The organism is Pseudomonas sp. DF11, assembly GCF_058148565.1.
This window is the reverse complement of the sequence record NZ_JBYVYN010000004.1, coordinates 545,815-569,184: the sequence shown is the minus strand read 5'-3', so window position 1 is coordinate 569,184 and position 23,370 is coordinate 545,815. Positions and strand designations below refer to the sequence as shown.

At 63.0% G+C, this 23,370-nt stretch carries 23 protein-coding genes; 10 read left to right on the top strand and 13 right to left on the bottom strand.

What is annotated here, in order from left to right; all coding sequences use genetic code 11:
- Positions 1-54 precede the first annotated feature (54 nt).
- Positions 55-984 carry a LysR family transcriptional regulator gene (locus AC30D9_RS15990; protein ID WP_490144384.1) on the bottom strand — a complete coding sequence of 310 codons (930 nt, stop codon included), beginning with the start codon at positions 982-984 and terminating at the stop codon, positions 55-57.
- A gap of 113 nt (positions 985-1,097) precedes the next feature.
- Between AC30D9_RS15990 and AC30D9_RS15985 the strand changes: the two genes are divergently transcribed.
- Both AC30D9_RS15985 and AC30D9_RS15980 read left to right on the top strand, forming a co-directional pair.
- On the top strand, positions 1,098-2,111 hold the full coding sequence (locus AC30D9_RS15985) for a zinc-binding alcohol dehydrogenase family protein (protein ID WP_134922708.1): 1,014 nt from the start codon (positions 1,098-1,100) through the stop codon (positions 2,109-2,111).
- Between the two features lie 209 nt (positions 2,112-2,320).
- On the top strand, positions 2,321-2,494 hold the full coding sequence (locus AC30D9_RS15980) for a hypothetical protein (RefSeq protein WP_162893890.1): 174 nt from the start codon (positions 2,321-2,323) through the stop codon (positions 2,492-2,494).
- A 1-nt stretch (position 2,495) separates the two neighbouring features.
- Here the strand turns inward: AC30D9_RS15980 and AC30D9_RS15975 are convergent, their stop codons facing one another.
- Positions 2,496-3,698, bottom strand: a complete 1,203-nt coding sequence (locus tag AC30D9_RS15975) for a multidrug effflux MFS transporter (protein WP_307576004.1) — start codon at positions 3,696-3,698, stop codon at positions 2,496-2,498.
- 95 nt (positions 3,699-3,793) lie between these two features.
- Positions 3,794-3,991, bottom strand: coding sequence for a heavy-metal-associated domain-containing protein (locus AC30D9_RS15970; RefSeq protein ID WP_116834093.1), 198 nt, complete (start codon positions 3,989-3,991; stop codon positions 3,794-3,796).
- 147 nt (positions 3,992-4,138) lie between these two features.
- On the opposite strand from AC30D9_RS15970, the gene AC30D9_RS15965 reads away from it, so the two are divergent.
- The 3 genes from AC30D9_RS15965 (at position 4,139) to cueR (ending at position 7,506) form a co-directional block, all read left to right on the top strand.
- On the top strand, positions 4,139-4,522 hold the full coding sequence (locus AC30D9_RS15965; RefSeq protein WP_134922706.1) for a hypothetical protein: 384 nt from the start codon (positions 4,139-4,141) through the stop codon (positions 4,520-4,522).
- Between the two features lie 192 nt (positions 4,523-4,714).
- Positions 4,715-7,108 carry a heavy metal translocating P-type ATPase gene (locus AC30D9_RS15960; RefSeq protein WP_490144383.1) on the top strand — a complete coding sequence of 798 codons (2,394 nt, stop codon included), beginning with the start codon at positions 4,715-4,717 and terminating at the stop codon, positions 7,106-7,108.
- Positions 7,105-7,506, top strand: coding sequence for a Cu(I)-responsive transcriptional regulator (cueR, locus tag AC30D9_RS15955; protein ID WP_109752292.1), 402 nt, complete (start codon positions 7,105-7,107; stop codon positions 7,504-7,506). The genes AC30D9_RS15960 and cueR overlap by 4 nt, the downstream gene beginning before the upstream one ends.
- A gap of 338 nt (positions 7,507-7,844) precedes the next feature.
- Here cueR and AC30D9_RS15950 read toward each other — a convergent pair whose 3' ends face one another.
- The gene (locus tag AC30D9_RS15950; RefSeq protein ID WP_014336406.1) at positions 7,845-8,738 is read right to left on the bottom strand and encodes a PA4780 family RIO1-like protein kinase; all 894 of its coding nucleotides are present in this window, start codon (positions 8,736-8,738) and stop codon (positions 7,845-7,847) included.
- Positions 8,739-8,977: 239 nt separating this feature from the next.
- Complete coding sequence (locus AC30D9_RS15945) at positions 8,978-9,769, bottom strand: AraC family transcriptional regulator (RefSeq protein WP_109752288.1); 792 nt, start codon at positions 9,767-9,769, stop codon at positions 8,978-8,980.
- A gap of 79 nt (positions 9,770-9,848) precedes the next feature.
- Here AC30D9_RS15945 and AC30D9_RS15940 point away from each other — a divergent pair, with 79 nt between their 5' ends.
- Positions 9,849-10,877 (top strand): bile acid:sodium symporter family protein, encoded by a 1,029-nt coding sequence (locus tag AC30D9_RS15940; RefSeq protein WP_134922704.1) that lies wholly within the window; start codon positions 9,849-9,851, stop codon positions 10,875-10,877.
- Here the strand turns inward: AC30D9_RS15940 and AC30D9_RS15935 are convergent.
- On the bottom strand, positions 10,864-12,141 hold the full coding sequence (locus AC30D9_RS15935) for an acetyl-CoA C-acetyltransferase (protein ID WP_307575996.1): 1,278 nt from the start codon (positions 12,139-12,141) through the stop codon (positions 10,864-10,866). The genes AC30D9_RS15940 and AC30D9_RS15935 overlap by 14 nt on opposite strands.
- 146 nt (positions 12,142-12,287) lie before the next feature.
- On the opposite strand from AC30D9_RS15935, the gene AC30D9_RS15930 reads away from it, so the two are divergent.
- Positions 12,288-13,640 (top strand): 3-oxoacyl-ACP reductase, encoded by a 1,353-nt coding sequence (locus tag AC30D9_RS15930; protein WP_490144382.1) that lies wholly within the window; start codon positions 12,288-12,290, stop codon positions 13,638-13,640.
- Between the two features lie 2 nt (positions 13,641-13,642).
- On the top strand, positions 13,643-14,497 hold the full coding sequence (locus tag AC30D9_RS15925; protein ID WP_490144381.1) for a MaoC family dehydratase: 855 nt from the start codon (positions 13,643-13,645) through the stop codon (positions 14,495-14,497).
- Positions 14,498-14,731: 234 nt separating this feature from the next.
- Here the strand turns inward: AC30D9_RS15925 and AC30D9_RS15920 are convergent, their stop codons facing one another.
- The 4 genes from AC30D9_RS15920 to AC30D9_RS15905 are packed head-to-tail and all read right to left on the bottom strand — an operon-like array spanning position 14,732 to position 17,004.
- Positions 14,732-15,289 (bottom strand): DUF4136 domain-containing protein, encoded by a 558-nt coding sequence (locus AC30D9_RS15920; RefSeq protein WP_490144380.1) that lies wholly within the window; start codon positions 15,287-15,289, stop codon positions 14,732-14,734.
- 20 nt (positions 15,290-15,309) lie between these two features.
- Entirely contained in the window at positions 15,310-15,927 is a 618-nt protein-coding gene (locus AC30D9_RS15915) for a DUF4136 domain-containing protein (protein ID WP_134922700.1), read from the bottom strand.
- A 25-nt stretch (positions 15,928-15,952) separates the two neighbouring features.
- Positions 15,953-16,702, bottom strand: a complete 750-nt coding sequence (locus AC30D9_RS15910) for a methyltransferase (protein WP_490144379.1) — start codon at positions 16,700-16,702, stop codon at positions 15,953-15,955.
- Entirely contained in the window at positions 16,699-17,004 is a 306-nt protein-coding gene (locus AC30D9_RS15905) for a MazG-like family protein (protein ID WP_003186192.1), read from the bottom strand. The genes AC30D9_RS15910 and AC30D9_RS15905 overlap by 4 nt, the downstream gene beginning before the upstream one ends.
- Before the next feature lie 164 nt (positions 17,005-17,168).
- On the opposite strand from AC30D9_RS15905, the gene AC30D9_RS15900 reads away from it, so the two are divergent.
- Together AC30D9_RS15900 and AC30D9_RS15895 are read left to right on the top strand one after the other, a co-directional pair.
- A complete protein-coding gene (locus AC30D9_RS15900; protein ID WP_490144378.1) occupies positions 17,169-17,462 on the top strand; it encodes a hypothetical protein in 294 nt (97 codons plus the stop codon).
- A gap of 235 nt (positions 17,463-17,697) precedes the next feature.
- Complete coding sequence (locus tag AC30D9_RS15895; RefSeq protein ID WP_490144377.1) at positions 17,698-19,047, top strand: MATE family efflux transporter; 1,350 nt, start codon at positions 17,698-17,700, stop codon at positions 19,045-19,047.
- A gap of 3 nt (positions 19,048-19,050) precedes the next feature.
- Here AC30D9_RS15895 and AC30D9_RS15890 read toward each other — a convergent pair whose 3' ends face one another.
- The 3 genes from AC30D9_RS15890 to speA all read right to left on the bottom strand — a co-directional run bounded on the left by AC30D9_RS15890 (position 19,051) and on the right by speA (position 23,334).
- Positions 19,051-19,848 carry a DUF4123 domain-containing protein gene (locus AC30D9_RS15890; RefSeq protein ID WP_490144376.1) on the bottom strand — a complete coding sequence of 266 codons (798 nt, stop codon included), beginning with the start codon at positions 19,846-19,848 and terminating at the stop codon, positions 19,051-19,053.
- A complete protein-coding gene (locus AC30D9_RS15885; RefSeq protein ID WP_490144375.1) occupies positions 19,845-21,152 on the bottom strand; it encodes a type VI secretion system Vgr family protein in 1,308 nt (435 codons plus the stop codon). Before AC30D9_RS15885 ends, AC30D9_RS15890 begins: the two co-directional genes overlap by 4 nt.
- Before the next feature lie 268 nt (positions 21,153-21,420).
- Positions 21,421-23,334 carry an arginine decarboxylase gene (gene speA / locus AC30D9_RS15880; protein WP_490144374.1) on the bottom strand — a complete coding sequence of 638 codons (1,914 nt, stop codon included), beginning with the start codon at positions 23,332-23,334 and terminating at the stop codon, positions 21,421-21,423.
- Positions 23,335-23,370 lie beyond the last annotated feature (36 nt).

The window sequence follows — 23,370 nt, the reverse complement described above, 5'->3', positions numbered from 1 at the left end:
CGGAAACCTTTGGAGGCGATTGTTCGTGAGGGAAAAGTCTCTATTTGCCCGCGACTAATGGTCGGCCCTTGTCGAGAATGGAAATCGGGCCGTCAACTGGCCGCAGCGGGCCTGGAGCATGTCCCGTAAAAGGTTGATGGGCTTGCTCAATTGCGCTCGATGGGCGCACAGCAGATTGAGGGGCGCGCGTTCGCATTGCAGGTGCGGCAAGAGGATTTTCAAGCGCCCGGCCAGCACGTCGGTGGACACATCCAGCCACGATTTGTAGGCAATCCCGGCACCCGCCACCGCCCAGCGCCGCACCACATCGGCGTCGTCACTTAAGCGGTCGCCACTGACGGTGAGACTCACCTCCCGTTTGCCATCATGAAAGCCCCATCGGTCATGGACCCGGCTGTCCAGCATGTACAACAGGCAGTTGTGCTGGGCCAGTTGTTCCAGCTGATGGGGTTCACCCCGGCGAGCCAGATAGTCTGGCGATGCGCACAACACCCGGCGGTTATCCGGGGCAATGGGTAGGGCGACCAGGCTCGAATCTTCCGGTTCGCCATAACGCAAGGCGATGTCCACCGGCTGCTTGAACAGATCGGCAATGCGATCGCCCAGCAACAGCCGCACCGTCAATCCGGGGTGCTCGCGCTGGAACGCATCCAGCCAGGGCAGCAGCAGGTTGCGTCCCAGGTCCGACGGTGCGGACAACTGCAACACCCCACTGACCTGGTCCTGACCGCTGGTCAACAACCGCCGGCCTTCATCGAGACTGCTCAACGCGGCACGGGCGTATTCGAGAAAGCCCTCCCCTTCGGCCGTCAGGCGCAGGCTGCGGGTGGAACGGGCCAACAGCCGCGCGCCGAGGTGCTGCTCGATGCGTTTCAACGCGGCACTGGCCACCGCCGCCGACAGGTCCATGACCCTGGCCGCAGCCGAAAGGCTGCCCAGGTCTGCCGCCCGGACAAACAATTGCAAGTCATCGAAGCGAAGCATGATGGCCCCATTATCAAAAAATTATTGAAAGAGCCTGTTCTTTTAGCCGGTTTTATCTCGGTGATAAATAGCTAAACATGGCCTCCATCGAACTCATCTCACGGAGCCGCTTCATGAAAGCCATCGCCTACTACCACTCGTTGCCCATCACCGATCCACAATCGCTCCAGGACGTCGAGCTGCCGGAACCGGTCGCCGGCCCCAGGGACCTGCTGGTGGAGGTCAAGGCCATCTCGGTCAACCCGGTGGACACCAAGGTCCGTCAGAACGTCCAACCCGAAGGCGGTGCAGCCAAGGTGCTGGGCTGGGACGTAGCCGGCGTGGTCAAGGCGGTGGGCAACGAGGTCACGCTGTTCAAGGCCGGGGACAAGGTGTTCTACGCCGGCTCCATCGCCCGGGCCGGCGGTAACAGTGAATTGCACGTGGTGGATGAGCGCATCGTCGGCCACATGCCCAAGACCCTTGGTTTCGCCGAAGCAGCAGCACTGCCGCTGACAGCGATCACCGCCTGGGAATTGTTGTTCGAGCGCCTGCAAATCCAGGAAGGCCAGGGCGACCAGGGCCAGAGCCTGTTGATCGTCGGCGCTGCGGGAGGCGTGGGTTCGATCCTGACGCAACTGGCCAGCCAACTCACCGGGTTGAAGGTAATTGGCACCGCGTCCCGCGCGCAGACCCAGGATTGGGTGCGCAGCCTGGGTGCCGACCTGGTGATCGACCACAGCCAGCCACTGAGCAAGGTATTGAAAGAAGCGGGTCAGCCCCAGGTGACTCACGTCGCCAGCCTGACCCAGACCGACCAGCATCTGGATGAGCTCGTCGAAGCCCTTGCGCCCCAGGGCAAACTGGCGCTGATCGACGATCCCAAGACACTGGACGTGACCAAGCTCAAGCGCAAGAGCCTGTCGTTGCATTGGGAGTTCATGTACACCCGCTCATTGTTCGAGACGCCCGACATGCTTGAACAGCACAAACTGCTCAACCGCGTGGCCGCCCTGATCGATGCCGGCACGCTGAAGACCACCGTCGGCGAACATTTCGGCACCATCAACGCCGAGAACCTGCGCCGGGCCCATGCGCTGCTGGAGAGCGGGAAGTCCAAGGGCAAGATTGTGCTTGAGGGCTTCTGACCAGCGATGAGAGCCAGACGCTTGTGAGAGCAAAACTGGCTCGCGATAGAGGTGGCGCGGTTCTCTATAGGACCGCGTCATCGTTTATCGCTCCTACAAGAAAAATCCCGTGCCGTCAGTCTGAGAATTGACTCTTGTCACAATTGCGATCGCATTCGGGTCTACACTCGAGGCCTTTGCAACGTAATCTTTTCGTGAGGAGGTCAGCAATGAAGATCCTGATAAAAGAAGTGGCAAAATCCCAATGGCAAGTGCGTCTTGACCAGCACGTCGTCACCTTCCGTACCGAGGCCGAAGCCCAGGCTTTCGCCACCACCTTGCAAGCGCGGATCCACGCGCCCCATCATTTCCCCGAACAACAACAGCAGCGCGCGGCCGGCTGAATCAGCCCTCGCGACTGGCCTGGGCCAATGCCCGGGCATTTTGCAGGCGACGGGTCAGCATCGCCGCACTCACCACCAACAGCCCGCAAAGGCTGATGACCAGCGCCATCGGCACGGCGGTGCCGTCATGCAGCGCCGCCACCAACGCCGCCGCCCCGGCCGCCACGGAAAACTGCAGACATCCCAGCATCGCCGAAGCGCTACCGGCCCGGGCACCCTGGCCACTCATGGCGCAAGCCGACGCGTTCGGAAGGATGCAACCCAGGCTGGCGATGCAGATGAACAGCGGGATTAGCAGCGGCCACAACTGCACAGGTTGCAACGCACTGACGGCCAACAGGCTCAGCCCGGCGCCCAGGTAGACCCATACCGCGCGGGTCAGCAGGAACGCCGGGCCGCGCTTGGACAGCAGCCGGGCGTTGACCTGGGCAACCAGGATGAAGCCCGCCGCGTTGGTACCGAACAGCCAGCCGAAATGCTCGGCCGGTACACCATAGAGCTTGATGAAGACGAAAGGCGAACCGGCGATGTAGGCAAACATCCCAGCGATAGCGATGCCTCCCGTCAGCGCATGGCCGAGGTAGACGGTGTCGGTCAATAACCGGCCATATTGGCGCAATGCCCCCGACAAGGGTTGCCGAGGTACATAGTCCGGCAAGCTTTCCGGCAGCCACAAGGCCACCGCCGTCGACGCCAATGCGCTGAACACGGTCAGGGCAATGAAGATTGACTGCCAGCCATGCAGGTTCACCAGCAACCCGCCCAGCATCGGCGCGAGAATCGGCGCCAGGCCCATCACCAGCATCAACTGCGAAAACACCTTGGCCGAACCCACCGCGTCGCATTTATCACTGACCACCGCCCGGGAAATCACCATCCCGGCGCATCCGCCCAGGGCCTGGATGAAGCGGGCGCCGATCAGCCATTCCAGGCTCGGCGCATAGGCGCAGGCCAGTGAGGCCAGGGTGAACAAGCCGACGCCCGTCAGCAGCGGAATGCGCCGCCCGAACCGATCCGCCACCGGCCCGTAGGCCAGTTGCCCGATGGATAAGCCGAGGAAGTAAGCCGCCAGGGTCAGTTGGATGTGCTTTTCGTCAGTACCGAAGGCCGAGGCCATCGCCGGAAAGGCCGGCAGGTAGAAGTCGATCGCCAAGGGACCGAAAGCGCTCAAGGCGCCAAGAATCAGAATGGTACGGAGGTTCATCGGGCGTCCAGCTCAGGCGTCGTTCGACAGCCCGACAGTCTAGCCGGGCCGGGCGCTCTTGAACATTCCGATAGGTCGCTAACGATTAAAATATTTCAAGCGACACTGACCTCATAGCCCTCCTCCTTGATGGCTGCGATCACGGCATCGGCCGGCAACGAACTCTGGACCTGGACGGTCCTGGTGCCCAGGTCGACGTGCACATCGGCCGCCGGATCCTTGGCCTGGACCGCCTGGGTGATGGCCTTGACGCAGTGACCACAGGACATTCCCTGAACATTGAAAGTTTGCATGAGATGACTCCTTTGGTTGAGGTTGTCGATAGCTTCAAGCTTGCCATCATGGCAAGGTCAAGTTCTGACAAAAACTGCCGGGCTGGCAATCGGCATCGCGCTCAGCCAAGCTGCACACATCAAGGATTTCACACCGGAGGTTCAGCCATGCGCTGGTCAGCGTTCAGCCTGTTTTGCATGCTCGGTTTTTCAGCGGTGGCGCCCCAGGCATCGGCCACCGGCGAAGACTACGGCGTGCTGATCATTTCTCGCGAGCGCCTGGAAGTGGCGACCTCATGCGAAATCGGCATCTACATCCAGGATCAGCTCTCGGCCAGGCTGTTCCAGGAGCAGAGCACCTCGTTCAATTTGCCACCGGGTCAATTCTCCTTGCGCCTGAAGTTGCTGCCAGGGCAGGTTCCGGGTTGCAACCCGGGCATGCTCGCACCGGGGTCGCAGAACATCACCCTCAAGGCCGGCGATATCTTGAAATTCCGCATTGCCATGAACGATGACGGCATGTACCTCAAGCCGACTGGGCTGGGTTACTGACACGCCACTCATCTTAGTGGTTGCGAGCCCCTGTGGGAGCGAGCTTGCTCGCGATGACGGCCTAACATCAACATTGATGTCGACTGACCTACCGCTATCGCGAGCAAGCTCGCTCCCACAGGGAATTGGCGCTTGACCTTGCCAGCATGGCAAGGTTGATCCTGTAGTCATTCACTACAGGGAGCCTGACCGATGTCCGAATCCACCACGTTCGATCTACCGATTGCCGGCATGACCTGCGCCAGTTGCGCCGGGCGGGTCGAGCGGGCCTTGAGCAAAGTCACCGGGGCCAGCGCCGTCAGCGTCAACCTGGCTACTGAAGTGGCGCGCGTGCAGGCCCCCGGAGACAGCCTGCCAGCCTTGATGCAGGCCGTCGAACAGGCGGGCTATAGCGTCCCCGTGCAAACCCTGGAGTTGAACATCGAAGGGATGACCTGCGCCTCCTGTGTCGGTCGGGTCGAACGGGCCCTGGGCAAGGTCGACGGCGTGAACAGTGTCAGCGTCAACCTTGCCAACGAGCGCGCCCACCTCGAACTGCTCGGCCAGGTGAATCCACAAACCCTGATCGATGCAGTCAAGCGTGCAGGTTATGACGCCACTGTCTGGCAGGCCGAGCAGCCCGCTGACACGCAGGTCAATCGCCTGAACCGTGAACGCCTGATACTGGTGCTGGCGATCCTGCTGTCCGTGCCGCTGGTGTTACCCATGTTGCTGCAGCCGTTCGGCGTGCATTGGATGCTCCCGGCCTGGGTGCAGTTCGCCCTGGCGACACCGGTGCAATTCATCTTCGGTGCACGCTTTTACGTCGCCGCCTTCAAGGCCGTGCGTGCCGGTGCCGGGAACATGGACCTGCTGGTCGCACTGGGCACCAGCGCCGGCTACGGCTTGAGCCTTTATGAATGGGTGATCGCCCCTCCCGGCAGTATGCCGCACCTGTATTTCGAGGCCTCGGCCGTAGTGATTGCCCTGGTCTTGCTGGGCAAATACCTGGAAAGCCGCGCCAAACGCCAGACCGCCAGTGCCATCCGCGCCCTCGAAGCCTTGCGACCGGAGCGGGCGATCCAGGTGATCGATGGCCAGGAGCGGGACGTTGCCATCAGCGCCCTGCGCTTGAATGACCTGGTCCTGGTCAAGCCCGGCGAACGCTTCCCGGTGGACGGCGAAGTGCTGGAAGGCCAGAGCCACGCCGACGAAGCGCTGATCAGCGGCGAGAGCCTGCCGGTCCCCAAACAACCCGGCGACAAAGTCACCGGCGGCGCCATCAACGGCGAAGGCCGGCTGCTGGTACGTACGCAAGCCCTGGGCACCGAAACCGTCCTGGCGCGCATCATCCGCCTGGTGGAAGACGCCCAGGCGGCCAAGGCCCCGATCCAGAAACTGGTGGATAAAGTCAGCCAGGTTTTCGTTCCGGTCGTGCTGCTGCTGGCCCTGGCGACGTTGATCGGCTGGTGGCTGTACGGCGCGCCACTGGAAACCGCGCTGATCAACGCCGTCGCCGTGCTGGTGATCGCCTGCCCCTGCGCCCTGGGCCTGGCGACGCCCACGGCGATCATGGCCGGCACCGGCGTGGCCGCGCGCCACGGGATCCTGATCAAGGACGCCGAGGCCCTGGAACGCGCCCATGAGGTCAAGACCGTAGTGTTCGACAAGACCGGCACCCTGACCTCTGGTACACCGCGCATCGCCCACTTGACGGCCCTGGAGGGAGATGAAGACGCGCTGCTGAAAATGGCCGGCGCGCTGCAACGCGGCAGTGAGCACCCCCTCGCCAAGGCAGTATTGGACACCTGCGCCGAGCGCGGCCTGGACGTGCCGGATATCAGCGACAGCCAGGCCCTGGCCGGACGCGGTATCGCCGGTAGCCTCGACGGGCGTCGCCTGGCCCTGGGCAATCGGCGCCTGCTGGACGAACTGGGCCTGCATCCCGGCTCGCTGGCCGAATCGGCCCAGGCTTGGGAAACCGAAGGCCGCACGTTGTCCTGGCTGATCGAACAAGGCGCGGCGCCTCGGGTGCTGGGCCTGTTCGCCTTCGGTGACACCCTCAAGCCCGGCGCCCTCGCCGCCGTACAAGCCTTGAATGAACAGCACATCGCCAGCCACCTGCTCACCGGCGACAACCAGGGCAGCGCCCGGGTGGTAGCCCAGGCACTGGGGATCTCCAATGTCCATGCCGAGGTATTGCCTGCGGATAAATCCGCCATCGTCCAGCAATTGAAGCGCGATTCGGTGGTGGCGATGGTGGGCGACGGCATCAACGACGCCCCAGCCCTGGCCGCCGCCGACATCGGCATTGCCATGGGCGGCGGCACCGACGTGGCGATGCATGCCGCGGGTATCACCCTCATGCGCGGTGATCCGCGACTGGTGCCGGCGGCGCTGGACATCAGCCGCAAGACCTACGCCAAGATCCGCCAAAACCTGTTCTGGGCGTTCGTTTATAACCTGATCGGTATTCCCCTGGCGGCGTTCGGTTTGCTCAACCCGGTGCTGGCCGGCGCGGCCATGGCCCTGTCGAGCGTCAGCGTGGTGAGCAATGCGTTACTGTTGAAGTTCTGGACACCCAAGCACCTGGAGGACAAGCGATGAACATCGGCCAAGCGGCCCGCCAGAGCGGCCTGAGCGCGAAGATGATCCGTTATTACGAATCCATCGGCCTGCTCAAGGCCGCCCATCGCACCGACAGCGGCTACCGCATCTATGGCACCGACGACCTGCACACCCTGGCGTTCATCAAGCGCTCCCGGGACTTGGGGTTTTCCCTGGAAGAGGTCGGCAAACTGCTGACCCTCTGGCAAGACCGCCAACGCGCCAGCGCCGACGTCAAGGCCCTGGCCCGGCAACACATCGACGAACTGAACCAGAAAATCCGCGAACTGGCCGAACTGCGCGACACCTTGCAAGACCTGGTAGAGCACTGCCACGGCGACCACCGTCCGGATTGCCCGATCCTCAAGGAACTGGCGTCGGGGTGTTGCAAGAATTGATGCCCACCGCCAATCCCCCTGTGGGGATCAGTGGTGAACTTAAATCCCGGGCCCCTCACACAGGGGGTTTACGGTGGGGTTGAGAGTTTCGGTAGACACAAAAAACCCGGCCATCGGCCGAATGCTGTTCACTTAAGAAGGTAGATGAACCTGTGGCGAGGGGATTTATCCCCGTTGGGCTGCGCAGCAGCCCTGCCCCCCGGTCGCCGCAGGGGCCAGGTGAATCGCATTCAAGCTTTTGGGGCTGCTACGCAGCCCAGCGGGGATAAATCCCCTCGCCACAATGAATCAGGCACGCCTTAAGTGAACAGCATTGCGGCCATGGCCGGGTCAACCGATCACTGCATCCAGGGCGGAGGCGGTTCTTCGGTCTTGCCGGGTGGAGCGTCGTCAGCGGCGCGAACGGCCTGGCGGCGTTCCTCGTCCAGGCGGGCGGCCTCGATCTCGCGCATGATCCCGCCAACGTCCGCCAGTTCCTCCGGTTCGTCGAACTCGCCGGTCAACACGCTGGCCGGATGCAGGGTGCCGGCTTCGTACAGCGCCCACATCTCCTTCGCGTACTTGGTGCGCTTGAGCTCCGGGGCAAACCGGCCGAAGTACGACGCCATGTTGCCTACGTCCCGCTCCAGCATGCTGAAGGCATGGTTGTTACCGGCGGCGTCCACCGCTTGCGGCAGGTCGATGATCACAGGTCCCGTCGGCGTGAGCAGGACGTTGAACTCCGACAGGTCGCCGTGCACCAGACCGGTACACAACATCAGCACGATCTGGGAAATCAGATAGGCGTGATACTCACGGGCCTGGTCCGGCTCCAGCACCACATCGTTCAGGCGCGGCGCGGCATCGCCATACTCGTCGGCCACCAGTTCCATCAGCAGCACGCCTTCAAGGAAGTCGTACGGCTTGGGCACGCGTACACCGGCACTAGCCAAGCGGAACAGCGCCGCCACTTCGGCGTTCTGCCAGGCGTCTTCGGTTTCCTTGCGCCCGAACTTCGAGCCCTTGGCCATGGCCCGGGCCTGGCGGCTATTGCGGACCTTGCGGCCTTCCTGATACTCGGCCGCCTGACGAAAACTTCGCTTGTTCGCCTCCTTGTAGACCTTCGCGCAACGTAGCTCGTTACCGCAGCGCACCACATAAACAGCTGCTTCTTTACCACTCATGAGTGGGCGCAGCACCTCGTCGACCAGACCGTCCTCGATCAGGGGTTCAATGCGTTTTGGAGTCTTCATCAGCTTTTATTGTGGGTCCTTTATTACCAAACACGCGAATGACAGTCGTTATACGGCAATCCTTCCTCCACGGGGAGGGGTTGCCGACCTATGAACCTGCAATGCACACAATGTGCCGGATTAATCGACCGAGCCGAATCATAGCCGAGACCGGACTTGGCGTTGCCCATTGAATGCACGGGTATTTGCGACAAGAGCTGACAGCCGTGCCTACCGTCGGTTGTAGGCAGTGCGACGACTCAATGCTTGAACAGTTCCCCCGGCGTAAAGCCGAACATTCCCTTGAACGCGGCAATGAACGCCGATGTTGAGTCATACCCACAGGACAACGCGGCGCTGGTGACGCTGTCGCCTTTCTCCAGCGATCCCAGGGACGACAACAAGCGCATGCGTTGGCGCCAGGCGCGAAAGCTCAGGCCGGTCTCGCGCTGGAACAGGCGCATCAGGGTCTTTTCCGACGTACCCAAGCGTTCGGCCCAGGCTTGCAGGGTGACGTTCTGCTCCGGCTGCTCGATCAACTCGTTACATAATCCCAGCAAACGGGCATGTCTAGGCAGCGGCAGGGAGAAGCCCACTTCCGGCAGGGTTGCCAGTTGATCCAGCAACACCTGCACCAGCCGTTCTTCCTGGGTATCGCCCTGCGGGTAATCGACCGGAAGCTGGCAGAACACCTTGATCAACTCACGGGCCAGTGGCGTGACTTCCAGCACCCGACAGCGTTCATCGGCCCATGGGCAGGCGTGGCGATGCACATATAGGCTGCGCATTTCCGCCCGGGTGGAGGTGACGACATGGTGCTCCAGGTCGGCCGGGATCCAGATGCCCCGTTGTGGCGGGGCAAAGAAGCTGCCCGCGGCGGTGTGTACACCGAGGACGCCGCTGATGGCGTAGGAGAACTGCACCCAGTCATGCCGATGGGCTTGCGTCCAGGAACCGGCGCTCAAGCTTTCGACACGGGCATAAAGCGGCCTGGGCAATTGCACCAGGTCGGGAATGCGGCGTTCGAGCTGTTGGTGTCCGTTAGGCGGCATTGATTGGCCTTATGTCGCAAGACGACTAGTAGGGACGACGTTAGGCTAAGTCGACTCTTCTTACAACTTGCGGTGCCCTATGCACATCTTCAGACACCTCAAACGCATGGCGACCGACTGGTTCCTGTGCGGCATGTTGCTCGCCACGCTGCTGGCGTACTTCTTTCCTACCTTTGGCGCCACGGGCGGGGCCATGCATGCCGAATGGGTGGTCAACATCGGCATCTTCGTGGTGTTCTTCCTGCATGGGGTCAACCTGTCCGGCGAACAGATCCGCCACGGCTTGAAGAACATCCGGCTGCACGTGATGGTGCAGGGCTTCACGTTTGGCGTATTTCCGTTGCTCTGGCTGCTCAGCAACTGGCTAGTGGGCAGTCATGTGCCAGCGCTGCTGATGCTGGGGTTCTTCTACTTGTGCGCCCTGCCCTCGACCATTTCTTCCTCGGTGGCCCTGACCGGCAGTGCCGGTGGTAATGTGCCGGCGGCGATTCTCAATGCGAGCCTGTCCAGTGTAATGGGGGTTGTCCTGACGCCATTGCTGGTCAGTTTCGTGGTCGGCAGCGGTGCCGGTGGCATCGACCTGGGTTCGACCTTGCTCGACCTGTGCATGATGTTGCTGCTGCCGCTGGTGCTGGGGCAGTTCCTGCGGCGTTGGCTGGCCGGTTTTTTCGGTCGGTACAAACGCTACACCAGCGTCATCGACAAGCTGGTGATCCTGTTGCTGGTCTACGCGGCGTTCTGCAACTCGATGGTGTCGGGGATCTGGCAGCAGCAGGGCCACGGCGTGTTGCTCAGCGCCGTGATTGGCAGTGCCGTGTTGCTGGCAATCATCTTGTGGGCGACCACCCGCACCGCCCGAGCCCTGGGATTCAACAGTGCCGATGAAGTTGCCGCCGTGTTCTGTGCCAGCAAGAAATCCCTCGCCGCCGGGGTGCCGATGGCGGCGTTGATTTTCGGCAACCATCCCGGCCTGGGGCTGATCCTGCTGCCGATCATGATCTATCACCCGCTGCAGTTGATCGTCTGCTCGATCCTGGCCGAGCGCTACGCCAGCCGTCACCGGGAACTGGCGTCTGGCCAGAACGGCGCCCTCCTCAACGCTCGATAATCGCCGTCACGCCCTGGCCGGCGGCGGCGCAGATGGAAATCAACCCGCGACCTCGCCCTGCCGCATCCAGCAACTTGGCGAGGTTGGCGACAATTCGCCCGCCCGTGGCGGCAAACGGGTGCCCGGCGGCCAGGGAACTGCCCTTGACGTTCAACCGGCTGCGGTCGATGGCCCCCAGCGGCGCGTCGAGGCCCAGGCGGGTCCTGCAGTAGTCCGGGTCCTCCCAGGCCTTCAGCGTGCATAACACTTGGGCGGCGAACGCTTCGTGGATTTCGTAGTAATCGAAGTCCTGCAAGGTCAAGCCGTTGCGTGCGAGCAAGCGCGGCACGGCATAGACCGGAGCCATCAGCAGCCCTTCGGCGCCATTGACGAAATCCACCGCCGCCGTTTCACCGTCGCGCAGGTAGGCCAGGATCGGCAAGCCCCGGGCCTTGGCCCACTCTTCACTGCCCAACAGCACCAACGAGGCGCCATCGGTCAGTGGCGTGGAATTGCCCGGGGTCAACGTGCCCTTGGCGCTTTTTTCGAAAGCGGGCTTGAGGGAGGCGAGTTTTTCCAGGGTCAGGTCCGGGCGCAGGTTGTTGTCCCGGGTCAGGCCAAGAAACGGTGTCATCAGATCGTTCTGCCAGCCTTCGGCGTAGGACGCAGCCAATTTCTGATGGCTTTCCAAGGCCAACTGGTCTTGCGCTTCCCGGGGGATCTGCCAGGTTTGGGCCATCAATTCGCAGTGCTCGCCCATGCTCAGCCCGGTGCGCGGCTCGTTGATGCGCGGTAAGTCCGGCAGCAAGTGTTGGGGGCGCAATTGCAGGAATACTTTGATTTTCTCGGCGGTGGTCTTGGCGCGATTGGCTTGCAGCAAGATCCTGCGCAACCCTTCATTGACCGCGATCGGCGCATCCGACGTGGTGTCGACGCCGCCGGCAATGCCGCTGTCGATCTGGCCCAGAGCGATTTTGTTGGCCACCAGCAGCACCGTCTCCAGCCCGGTGCCACAGGCCTGTTGGACGTCATAGGCCGGCGTCATCGGTGACAGCCGCGAACCGAGCACGCACTCGCGGGTCATGTTCATATCCCGGGAGTGCTTGAGCACCGCCCCGGCGGCCACTTCGCCGATGTGCAAGCCATGCAGGTTGTAGCGCTCGATCAGCCCCTCGAGGGCAGCCGTCAACATCGCTTTGTTGCTGGCGGTGGCATAGGGCCCGTTGGAGCGGGCGAAAGGAATGCGGTTACCACCAATGATCGCGACGCGGCGTAGCTGTGCCATGAAGAACTCCCCGTGTAAGTCTGAAGGCGCCAAAGGGCCTGAAAAAGACACTGTTCCTGCCCAAGCTTAGGCTTTATCTGGCCGATCGAACGACTGATTGCCAATCATGGTCCACACTTGGAACCTCATCAGCCGGAGTGTGTTCCATGTCTGACCGTTATATCGACTTCGCCAATTCGCCCATTGGCCGGCGCATGGTCGAGTCCCTCGGCCTGCCATCGCCGGTACGCCTGGAACGCTGGCACGCCGGGCGGCTGCGGCCGATCGAAGGCGCATTGCTGCTAGGCGGCGGGCCGTTGACCGAACAGATCGGCACGTTTGCCAAGCGCTTGACCGATGCCATTTTCATCTATGGCGGCGAGCCGACCCTGGCCACCGAGTGGATCCCCGGCCACGGCCCGAAAATCAAGGCAGTGGTGTACGACGCCAGCCATTTGGCGCAGGTTGACCAGCTCAAGCAGCTACGGGAATTTTTCCAGCCGCTGATGAAAAACCTCGACCACAGCGCCCATGTCGTCATCCTCGGTCGCGCGCCAGAGCATCTTGCCGATCCGTTCGCCGCTAGTGCCCAGCGGGCGTTGGAGGGTTTCAGCCGTTCCCTGGCCAAAGAGCTGCGCCACGGTGGGACGCTGCAACTGCTGTACGTCGGCGACGGCGCCGAAGCCCAGTTGGAAGGCGCATTGCGGTTTTTCCTGTCGCCCAAGAGCGCCTTCATCTCCGGGCAGGTCATTCGCCTCAACGCCTGTGACACCCAGGTCCAGGACTGGACCCGGCCGCTGACCGGGCTCAAGGCACTGGTCACCGGTGCCGCCCGCGGAATCGGCGCTTCCATCGCCGAAACCCTGGCTCGCGATGGCGCCGACGTGATCCTGTTGGACGTGCCGCAGGCCAAGACCGACCTCGACGCCCTGGCCGCACGCTTGAACGGGCGCAGCGTAACGCTGGATATCTGCGCCGAAGACGCCGCCGCACAACTGATCGAGCACCTCCCCGACGGCGTCGATATCGTGGTGCATAACGCTGGCATCACCCGGGACAAGACCCTCGCCAACATGACCCCGGAATTCTGGGACGCGGTGCTGGCCGTCAACCTCAATGCCCCGCAAGTGCTGACCAAGGCCCTGCTCGACAGCGGCACCCTGCGCGACAACGGCCGGGTCGTTCTGCTGGCATCCATCAGCGGTATTGCCGGCAACCGTGGGCAAACCAACTATGCGGCGAGCAAGGCCGGGCTGATCGGCCTGGCCCAGGCCTGGGCGCCGCTGCTGCAACCACGGGGCATCAGCATCAATGCCGTGGCGCCGGGTTTCATTGAAACGCGCATGACCGCCGAGATTCCCTTCGCCTTGCGCGAAGCCGGGCGGCGCATGAGTTCCCTGGGCCAGGGCGGCCTGCCCCAGGATGTCGCCGAAGCCGTGGCATGGCTGGCACAACCGGGCACGGGGGCCGTGACCGGACAGGCCCTGCGGGTATGCGGGCAAAGCCTTTTGGGAGCATGAGCATGACGATCCAATGGCATGAGGTCAGCAGCCCGCCGTCCATGTCCGGGCTGTATTCGAAAGCCGCGACACGGCGCAAAGTCACTGGAACGACCTTGCCCGAGGAAGGCCTGCGGCAAGTGCTTCAGGTCGATCCACAACGCCTGGCCGCCTATCGTAAGGTCTGCGGCTTCACCGACAACGGGCTGCTGCCGCCAACCTATCCCCACGTTTTGGCGTTCCCCCTGCAAATGCAACTGCTCACCGCCCGCAACTTTCCGTTCCCGCTGCTGGGGCTGATTCACTTGAGCAATCGCATTCGGGTATTGCGGCCCATGGGTGGGGTCGGCCAGGTACGGGCCAGCGTCAATGTCGAGAATCTGCTGGCCCACGCCAAGGGCGCAGTGTTCGACCTGGTGACCCGCCTCGATGATCAACTGGGACCACTGTGGGAGGCCCGCAGCCAGATGCTTTGCAAAGGTGTCCAGCTCGACGGAGCACTTGTGGAGGATTCACCGCAGGCCAGTCTGCCCTTGATCGAAGTCGCCCGCTGGACGGCACCGGCAGACATCGGCCGGCAATATGCCAAGGTGTCCGGCGACTACAACCCGATCCACCTGAGCGGCCTCAGCGCCCGCTTGTTCGGCTTCCCCACTGCCATCGCCCATGGCCTGTGGAACAAGGCCAGGACCCTGGCGGCATTGGACGACCATCTGCCCGAGGCCAACATCGAGATCGACGTGACCTTCAAGAAACCGGTGCGCCTGCCCAGCGAGGTGACGCTGCTGGCGAGTGCGGCGGGCTCCAGTGGGCAACTGCAACTGATGGGGGCTGGGGGGTTGGAGCATATGGTAGGAGAGTGGCGGCCGGTGGCCTGAGCAAGTCGATGGTGTTCACCGTAAATCCCTGTGGGAGCGGGCTTGCTCGCGAAAGCGGTGGGTCAGTCTGCATCAATGTTGACTGTTCGGCCGTCTTCGCGAGCAAGCCCGCTCCCACAGTTTGTTCCGGTCCGGGGTGTTCACAGAGCTGGTGTCCGCCACAAAATCCTTGTGGGAGCGAGCCTGCTCGCGATAGCGGCGGGGCTACTGGCGTCCATCTTGAATGCACCCTGGTCAGCGCGGTGGATAGTTGGCCAGGATCCGCCCCACTGTCTCGCGCACGGCCGTGTTGCGGTCCGTCGGGTTGGGGGAGTTGCTGAGCAGTTGTTCGTCACTGCCACGCCACACCAGCTTGCCGTCCTTGCCATCGAGCAGGTCGATCTGCACGGTGGCGACCTTGTAGCTGATGTTGCGGGTTTCGTTGTACATCGGCCCACCCCAATAGCCGTTCCAAGGGCCGCCCCAACCGCCGCCATAGTTGGTCGTGACCTGCTGCTGGCGATCCTCGACGATCAAATAGGTCTGGACCAGCACATCGCCGCGTCCGCCAGCCGCAGCCGGGCGCAGGCCGCGTTGATCGAGTTGATCGGCAACCGCCTGGCGGATTCGCTGCTCGGTCAGGTCGCTCTTGATGCGTGGATCATCAGGGCGATATTGCAGCGCCGGCTCTTTCCAGCTCCAACTGCGATACGCCGCGAAATCGCGGCTGGTGTCGAAGTCATGGTTGACCTGGTTAGAGGCACAAGCGCCCAACAGCAGGGTGAGGGCCAGTAGAGCAAGACGGCGAAACATGGTTTTTCTCCGTTGAGCAATCAACTTGGGGGATACGCCGACAGGGCTTTTTCCACCGCTTCGCGAATGGCGTCGGTGCGCTCGCTCTGGTTGCCACGCTGACCGGTCTCGGCGCTGGCACTCCACACCGGTTGCCCGGTGCGGGCATCGAACAAGTCCACCCGAACCACCACGACCTGCTCCTGATATGTGCGCACCATCGGCACCGGATGGTACACGCCATACCCCGGGCCATAGCGGTCATAACGGTTATAGCCGCCGTAGTAACCGGCATCGTAGTCGTCCCGGACCTGGCGTACGCGGGTCTCCAGGCGCAGGTCGGCGCTGACGAACAAATCGGCGGGCCGGTTGTCATGCAGCGGGCGCAGGCCACGCTGGTCCAGGGCATTGCTCACCGCTTCGGCCACCTGGGCCGAATCCGCCCAGGCGGTACCCGAGGGCAGGCGTCCGTCGCGCCAGGCCCAACTGCGATAGCGCCCATAATCGCGGGGCGGCGCCGGGTAGGCGCTGCGGTCGAACACCGTGGCGGCCTCGGGCGGCGCCGGCGGCAGCGGGTTGGAAGTGGCGACATAGGGATTGCTGCCCTGGCAGGCCACCAGCCCCAGGCACAGCACCAACAACCCTGAACGACCTTTCATTTCGCTCTCCGATTGCCCCCTCCGATCAGAGGGGACGGCAGATCCAGTGCAGGTAACGCCCCAACCCGGCAAACGCCGGATGGCGACGGTGGGCCAGTTCCATTTCCAGCAACTGCGCAAGCTCCACGCGGCCCTGGAATTCCACCGGCATGTAGTCATGGAAAACCCGCACGCCACTCTGGCTTTCGACCTGCCACAGGCCTTCAAGTTGCGCCGCCAATGCTCGCGGATCAAGGGGTTGTTGCGGCGTCAGGCTCTGTTTTTCGCCGGCCATGTCGTTCTTGCGCAACTTGCGGAAATGTCCCTTGAGCAGATTGCGATAGACCAGCGCGTCGCGGTTGTAGAACGCCAGGGACAGCCAACCGCCAGGCACCGTGAGTTGATGCAGCACCGGCAGGATCGCATGGGGCTCGGCCAGCCACTCCAGCACCGCGTGACACAGCACCAGGTCGTACGGTTCAGTGAGCTGGCCGAGCAGGTCCTGCCACGGCGCCTGGATGAACGTGGCGCTCTGGCCCGCATCGGCAAAGCGCTGGCGGGCGCCTTCGAGCATGGGCTCGGCCGGCTCGGCCAGGGTCACCTGGTGGCCACGCTCGGCCAGCCACAACGACATATGGCCCAGGCCAGCGCCGATATCCAGCACCCGCAGCGGACGCTGGGGCAAGGTTTCCAGCAGATCGGCCTGAAGCACCGCCAGGCGGATCGCGCCCTTGGCCCCACCATAGATTTTTTCCGCAAAGCGCGTGGCGAGTTGATCGAAATGCCGGTCGCTCATTGGCCGAACCGCCGCTCGCTGTCGGCCAGTTTGCTGCGCACCACGGCGTCCATGTCCAGGCCCAGCTCGCTGCACAGCAGCAACAGGTACAACACGATGTCACCGACCTCCTGCCCGGCGTGGGCCAATTTGTCCGCCGGCAACTGGCGCGACTGGTCCTCGGTCAGCCACTGGAAAATCTCAACCAGCTCGGCCATTTCCACGCTGGCGGCCATGGCGAGGTTTTTCGGGCTGTGGAATTGCCGCCAGTCGTTACGATCACGAATGGCATGCAGGCGTTCGGTCAGTTCAACAAGGTTCATCGGGTTCTCCTGAATGCGCATAGCTTCAGGGGGATGACCGGGGAAGGCAAGAGTCTCGGTAGGAAGCGACGGTTTACCCCATAATCGAACCAACTCGGCCGCCACAGCTCCTACAATCAGGAGCCAACGGCTCAGCTCAAACTCCCTCCCATCAGGATGCACATATGCAGGTAGAAAGCTTTTTCGAATGGCTCGGCCAGGCGCTCGGTTCGGTGATCCGGTTCATCGTCGACCTGCTCAGCGGTCTCTTCAACACCCTGGCCAATGCCGGCGGCAACTTCGTCGATGGGCTGTCACACACCCTGGGCATGGACACCTCGATCATCAGCATCATCGCGCTGATCCTCGGGCTGATGCTGCTGTACTCGGCCATCCGCGCTTTCATGCGGGCCTCGATCGTCATGGGCATCATCTGGCTGGTGCTGGGGTTGTGGCTGTTGAGTTGGATCATTCACTAAAAGCATCCACCGATCCCAATCCGGGTACCACCTTGTGGCGAGGGGATTTATCCCCGCTCGGCTGCGCAGCAGTCGCAGACCGGACGGTACGGTTCAACTGGTGCACCGCAGCGCCTGACTTTGGGGCTGCTGTGCAGCCCAGCGGGGATAAATTCCCTCGCCCCAATGAGTTCGCGTTACGCAAAGAACCATCAGACCATAACCCGCTACAATCGCGCTCCATCAAGGAGCCCGCATGTCCAACCTGATCACCGACTGGCGCGACCGCCTGACCCATCGTCGGGTCTGGGCGCTGGCTGCGCCGATGATTCTCTCCAACATTTCCGTGCCGCTGGTGGCGCTGGTGGACAGCACCGTCATCGGCCATTTGCCCCATGCTCATCAATTGGGCGCGGTGGCGGTCGGGGCGAGTCTGTATACGGTGTTGGCCTGGGCCATGGGTTTCTTGCGCATGGGCACCACCGGGTTCGCCGCCCAGGCTGCCGGGCGTGGTGACGGCGCGGCATTGCGGCAAGTGTTACTCCAAGGCCTGCTGTTGGCCACGGGGCTGGCGGTGCTGCTCGGTGCCGTCGGCGTGCCGTTGAGTGACGTGGCGTTGCACTTCATGCAGCCGTCCGCCGAACTCAATCAGTTGACCCGTGACTTCTTCCACACCCGGCTCTTCGGCTTGCCGGCGGCGCTGGCCAGTTATGCGCTGGTGGGCTGGTTCCTCGGCGCCCAGAATGCCCGGGCGCCGTTGGCGATCCTGCTGGTGACCAACCTGGTCAACATTGCCCTGAACCTGTGGTTCGTGATCGGCCTGGACTGGGGCGTGACCGGTTCGGCCCGGGCCTCGGTAGTCGCCGAATGGACCGGTGCGCTGGTCGGCCTGGCCCTGGCCCGCCACACACTGCGCGCCTGGCCCGGACAGGTAGCCTGGGCCGCCCTGGGACTGTGGCAGAGCTGGCGCCCGCTGCTGGCCGTGAACCGGGACATTTTCATTCGCAGCCTGGCGCTGCAGGCGGTGTTTTTCCTCATCACCGTGCAAGGCGCGCGCCTGGGGGATGCGACCGTGGCGGCCAATGCCTTGCTGCTCAACGGCCTGTTGCTGACAGCCCATGCCCTGGACGGCCTGGCCCATGCCGTCGAAGCGCTGTGCGGCCATGCCATTGGCGCCCGCGACCGCCTGGCGCTGCGCCGCTCGCTGGTGGTGGCGTGTGGCTGGTCGCTGATTGCCAGCCTGGGCTTTGCACTGTTGTTCCTGCTCGCCGGCCACCTGTTCATCGACATGCAGACCGACATCCCCGACGTGCGCGATACCGCTTACCGCTACCTGCCTTACCTGGCGGCCCTGCCACTGATTGCGGTCTGGAGCTATTTGCTCGACGGGCTGTTCATCGGCGCCACCCGCGCCCGGGAAATGCGCAATGGCATGCTGCTGACGCTGCTGCTGGTGCTGCCAATCGCTTGGGCGCTGCAAGGGCTGGGCAACCATGGGCTGTGGATCACCTTCCTGCTGTTCATGGCCTTGCGCAGCCTGACCCTCGGCGCTTTCGCCTGGCACTTGCAGCGGCGCGACCGCTGGCTGGGCGCCTCAGCCCAGTAACCTTCAATCCTGGCTGTCCTGCCAGCGCCGTCGCAGTTGATCGAGCCGCTCACGCTGCGACCCGCCCACCAGATCCGGCACTGGCCGGGCATCGGGGTATTGCAGGCGCAGCCACAGCCAGTCATCGAGCACCGCCCGCTCCGTGAACCCCAGCGTCAGTCCCTGCTGCAAATCCTCCCAGAGCCGACGGTAATCACGTCCGGTGGCACGGGACCATTGCCAGGCGTGCCGCTCCAGCAGGCATCGTTGCAACTGGCTCTGCTGTCGGTCGCTGAGGCAGTGCTCCGTCTCCAGCGCCGCCACCGGCAGCCCCGGGTTGGACAGTTGCTGCCAACCCTGGCTGCCGATCGCCCGGTCGGCCCAGGTGCCACCAAACCAGCGCAACAGGCTGATCGGGCCCAGCCAGCAACTGAGTTCCTGAGGGTCGCAACCGTCGAAGAAATAGCTGGCAATGTGCGGGTTGTAGTAGCTCAACAAGGCTTTGTGATGCAGGCCTATCGTCACCGTCAGCATGCGCCGCAGATGCGCCAGCAATTGCCCGACGGGCGATGAGCTGACCAACAGCAGCCCCGGCCAGGAACGTGGGTCCAGGTGACAGAGGCTGGCCAGAGCAGGCGATTGACGCAGATCCACCAGCAGCGGACCGTGCTCTCGCAGCCCATGCAGCTCGGTACCTTCAAACAGGGCAAAGCACGGGGCCTTGGCGAACTGCGCATGCACAAGCCGCGCAGCTCCGGGCGCACTCGGTACATCGAGCAACAGCCATTGCGGCGTTGATCCAGACAGGGCAGCGGCACTCATCGAGCAATGCCCGCGCCACGCCCCATGAGCATACGGCAGGTGCACAGCGGTTGGGCGCATGGGCTGAAGGGCCCGCCTTCAGGCAACAGGCACAACAAGACCAGCGGCTCGGCGTCACGGATTGCAGCCAACAGGAGCGGATCGGCAACAGACTGCCCAAATGTTTCGCCTGGGGATGATTCATCCGCAACCGCCCCTGGGACAGGCACGTTCAGAAATGCACTGATCAATGGCCGATCCGGATCGCCTTCGATAAAGCTCACCAGCACCTCGGTGCCGTCACCCAGGGCGCCCGCTCCGCCCGCGACCAGTTCGGGCGCCAAGGGCAGCCAGCAATGGCTGGGGCTGGAACCTTCGCCCTGATAGACCCAGTCGAACTGCACCGCCACACGCCCTGCCCCCAACGCCGGCGGCTCGTCCACCGCCACGACCCAGCCGCGTTGCCGGCTCACCATCCGCGGTTTTGCCGGGATCTTATCCGGCACGAACAGCACGCCCCGGGGGATGGCCCTGAAATGATTGCCGTACACCCCCGCCTGCGCCCGGTGCTCGACCTTCGTCAACAGCCAGCGCCGGTTCCAACCGGCAAAAGGATGATCCGTCAGCGACAACACCTGACCACCATGCAGGTTCATCAGATCACTACGGCCCCGGGCGACCTGCTCCCCCGACACATCGGTCTGCACGCTGAAGGTCCGCACCGCGACAGTCGCCCCGTCGCCTGCGTAAACCGCTGCACCGGCGGGGGGAAAACTGTGGGCATTGTCGGCGAACACCAGACAGTGTCCGTCCCGGGTGTGTTCGAAATGAAAATGAATCCCCGCCTGGGCGCATACGCGTTGAAGAAACTGCAAGTCCGATTCCCGATACTGGGTACAGAAATCCTGCGGTGGATAATCACCACTCAAGTCCAGGCACAGGCCGCGGCCACTGATGCCATGGGCCTTGAGCACCTGGCGAATGATCTGCGGCACCGAGCGGGCGCTGAAGACCCGTTGGCTGAAGCGCTGCGCCAGACAGGCCAGCTTCGGTCCGATACGCACCCGGCAGCCGGCGCCATGAGGGTGTTGGACCAACTCATGAAGCTGCCCGTGAATGCCCCGGCCTGGCGCCCCGAAGCTCAACCAGACGCTGCGGTACAGCAGGCCCGCCAAGTCCAGGTTCGCATCGGGCAACAACAGCTGCGCTTCATAGACGAAGGGTTCGCTGATGGCTTCGCTACCCGTGAAGGCCACGACGTCAACGGGCTCGGGCAGACCGGCTATCTCCAGACGAAATGCTGGTTCGCTGGCTGGATCGGACATCGGCGTTTCTCTACAGGAGGGGCGGCCGGGGATTCTCGCCGAGAGCCATGGCCGAGTAGAGGGGCCAAGTACAAGTTAGGAAAGGGACTACACGAAATAAGGACATCGCCGGTTAAACGCACCGGAGGGAGGAAGTAGCCGTGGCGTAAACAAAAACGCCCTCCGGAACTATCCGAAAAAACCCGCAACATGCGGTGTTTTTTCTGACAGCTCCGGAGGGCGATGCCGATCAGTTAAAAGGGGGAGCCCCTCGCCACAAACTTGCCCATCAAGACGACAGGTAGGACGAACGCGTCAGCCCCAGGCGCAAGGCATCGAGGAACTGGGTACGTTCGGCGGCGCTGATACGGGCGCTGGCGCACTTGTCGCGGTAGTGAGTCATCAACTCCTCCGGCGACAGGTGCACATAGCGCAGCATGTCTTCGATGGTGTCGTGGGTTTCGATACCGGCGTGGTATACGCTGCCATCGGCGTTCTGGTAGATGTTCACCGAGTCGGTGTCACCGAACAGGTTGTGCATGTCACCGAGGATTTCCTGGTAGGCGCCCACCAGGAAGATGCCCAGCAGATAGTCTTCACCTGGATTGAGACCGTGAACCGGCAGGCTGGTCTCGATGCTCTGCTCGTCGACGTACTGCTTGATCTTGCCGTCGGAGTCGCAGGTCAGGTCTTGCAGCACGGCGCGGCGCAACGGCTCTTCGTCCAGGCGATGCAGCGGCAGGATTGGCAGCACCTGGCCGATGGCCCAGGTGTCCGGCAGGCTCTGGAAAACCGAGAAGTTGCAGATGTATTTGTCGGCCAGCTTGTCGTTGAGCTCATCCAGCACTTGCCGATGGGAACGCTGGCGGGCCTTCAACGAGTTGTGCAGGCGACGGCACACCGCGAAGTAGCACTGCTCGGCCAAGGCTTTTTCAGCCAGGGTCAACTTGCCGTCGGCATACTGGGTCGCCACGTCGCTCATGTAGTGAGTGGCGCGCCAGTAGGTCTCGGTGACCATCTCGATATCGGTCGGGCCCAGCAGGTCAACTAGCCATTGCACGGTTTCCGGCAGGCTTTCCTTGTTTTCGATCACCGGCACGTCATCGTTGTGTTTCTCGACGTCGGTCACCTGCACCACCAGCATGGCGTGGTGGGCGGTCAGCGAGCGGCCGCTTTCGGAGAAGATGTGCGGATGCGGCAAACTCTGGGCATCGCAGAACTCCTTGAGCATGCCGACCACGACCCCGGCGTAATCGTCCATGTCGTAGTTGATCGAGCTGGCATTGCGCGAGTGGGTACCGTCGTAGTCCACGCCCAGGCCGCCACCGACGTCGATGTGATCCACCGGCAGGCCGAGGTTGCGCAGTTCACCGTAGTAACGGATCGCTTCCTTGAAGCCGTGCTGGTAGTCCGCCAGGTTGGCGATCTGCGAGCCCATGTGGAAGTGCAGCAGGCGAATGCCCTGGTCCAGGCCGGCCGCGCGGAAGCGCTCGACCACCGACAGCAATTGCGCGGCAGACAAGCCGAACTTGGATTTCTCGCCACCGGTATCAGCCCACTTGCTCGACGCCAGGGACGACAGGCGCACCCGCAGGCCAACCTGTGGCTTGACCTTGAGCGCCGTGGCCTCTTCGATCACCAGGCCGACTTCGGACTCTTTCTCGATGACGATGAATACATTGTGACCAAGCTTCTGGCCCATCAGCGCCAGGCGGATGAACTCACGGTCCTTGTAGCCGTTGCAGACGATGGTACCGCCCTTCGGCGCCAGGGCCAGCACCGCCAGCAGTTCCGGCTTGGAACCGGCTTCCAGGCCGATGGAGACGTTCTGGGTGGCGATGATGTTCTCGATCACCGCTTCTTGCTGGTTGACCTTGATCGGATAGAGCGCGGTGTACTTGCTCTGGTATTCCAGGCGCGCGATGTTGCTGTCGAAGGCACCGGTAAGCTGGCGTACGCGGTCTTGCAGGATGTCGGGAAAGCGCACCAGCAAAGGCAGCGACAGGCCACTCTGGCGCAACTGATCGACTTGCTCGAACAGGTCGATGGGCGAGCTGTCGGGACCGTTCGGACGGACTTCGACGCGACCGGCTTCATTGATCGCGAAATACCCGGCCCCCCAATGGCGAATCCCGTAAACACTGCGGCTGTCCGCAACTGTCCATTGGCTGCCATCGTCTTTGCGTGTGCGTCGTACGGACATCGAAGTCCCCTATAAAGAAGTCAAAATGCACCATCC

Coding starts and splice junctions, on each gene's coding strand:
- AC30D9_RS15990 (WP_490144384.1), bottom strand. CDS start 984: ATGCTTCGCTTCGATGACTTGCAATTGTTTGTCCGGGCGGCAGACCTG.
- AC30D9_RS15985 (WP_134922708.1), top strand. CDS start 1,098: ATGAAAGCCATCGCCTACTACCACTCGTTGCCCATCACCGATCCACAA.
- AC30D9_RS15980 (WP_162893890.1), top strand. CDS start 2,321: ATGAAGATCCTGATAAAAGAAGTGGCAAAATCCCAATGGCAAGTGCGT.
- AC30D9_RS15975 (WP_307576004.1), bottom strand. CDS start 3,698: ATGAACCTCCGTACCATTCTGATTCTTGGCGCCTTGAGCGCTTTCGGT.
- AC30D9_RS15970 (WP_116834093.1), bottom strand. CDS start 3,991: ATGCAAACTTTCAATGTTCAGGGAATGTCCTGTGGTCACTGCGTCAAG.
- AC30D9_RS15965 (WP_134922706.1), top strand. CDS start 4,139: ATGCGCTGGTCAGCGTTCAGCCTGTTTTGCATGCTCGGTTTTTCAGCG.
- AC30D9_RS15960 (WP_490144383.1), top strand. CDS start 4,715: ATGTCCGAATCCACCACGTTCGATCTACCGATTGCCGGCATGACCTGC.
- cueR (WP_109752292.1), top strand. CDS start 7,105: ATGAACATCGGCCAAGCGGCCCGCCAGAGCGGCCTGAGCGCGAAGATG.
- AC30D9_RS15950 (WP_014336406.1), bottom strand. CDS start 8,738: ATGAAGACTCCAAAACGCATTGAACCCCTGATCGAGGACGGTCTGGTC.
- AC30D9_RS15945 (WP_109752288.1), bottom strand. CDS start 9,769: ATGCCGCCTAACGGACACCAACAGCTCGAACGCCGCATTCCCGACCTG.
- AC30D9_RS15940 (WP_134922704.1), top strand. CDS start 9,849: ATGCACATCTTCAGACACCTCAAACGCATGGCGACCGACTGGTTCCTG.
- AC30D9_RS15935 (WP_307575996.1), bottom strand. CDS start 12,141: ATGGCACAGCTACGCCGCGTCGCGATCATTGGTGGTAACCGCATTCCT.
- AC30D9_RS15930 (WP_490144382.1), top strand. CDS start 12,288: ATGTCTGACCGTTATATCGACTTCGCCAATTCGCCCATTGGCCGGCGC.
- AC30D9_RS15925 (WP_490144381.1), top strand. CDS start 13,643: ATGACGATCCAATGGCATGAGGTCAGCAGCCCGCCGTCCATGTCCGGG.
- AC30D9_RS15920 (WP_490144380.1), bottom strand. CDS start 15,289: ATGTTTCGCCGTCTTGCTCTACTGGCCCTCACCCTGCTGTTGGGCGCT.
- AC30D9_RS15915 (WP_134922700.1), bottom strand. CDS start 15,927: ATGAAAGGTCGTTCAGGGTTGTTGGTGCTGTGCCTGGGGCTGGTGGCC.
- AC30D9_RS15910 (WP_490144379.1), bottom strand. CDS start 16,702: ATGAGCGACCGGCATTTCGATCAACTCGCCACGCGCTTTGCGGAAAAA.
- AC30D9_RS15905 (WP_003186192.1), bottom strand. CDS start 17,004: ATGAACCTTGTTGAACTGACCGAACGCCTGCATGCCATTCGTGATCGT.
- AC30D9_RS15900 (WP_490144378.1), top strand. CDS start 17,169: ATGCAGGTAGAAAGCTTTTTCGAATGGCTCGGCCAGGCGCTCGGTTCG.
- AC30D9_RS15895 (WP_490144377.1), top strand. CDS start 17,698: ATGTCCAACCTGATCACCGACTGGCGCGACCGCCTGACCCATCGTCGG.
- AC30D9_RS15890 (WP_490144376.1), bottom strand. CDS start 19,848: ATGAGTGCCGCTGCCCTGTCTGGATCAACGCCGCAATGGCTGTTGCTC.
- AC30D9_RS15885 (WP_490144375.1), bottom strand. CDS start 21,152: ATGTCCGATCCAGCCAGCGAACCAGCATTTCGTCTGGAGATAGCCGGT.
- speA (WP_490144374.1), bottom strand. CDS start 23,334: ATGTCCGTACGACGCACACGCAAAGACGATGGCAGCCAATGGACAGTT.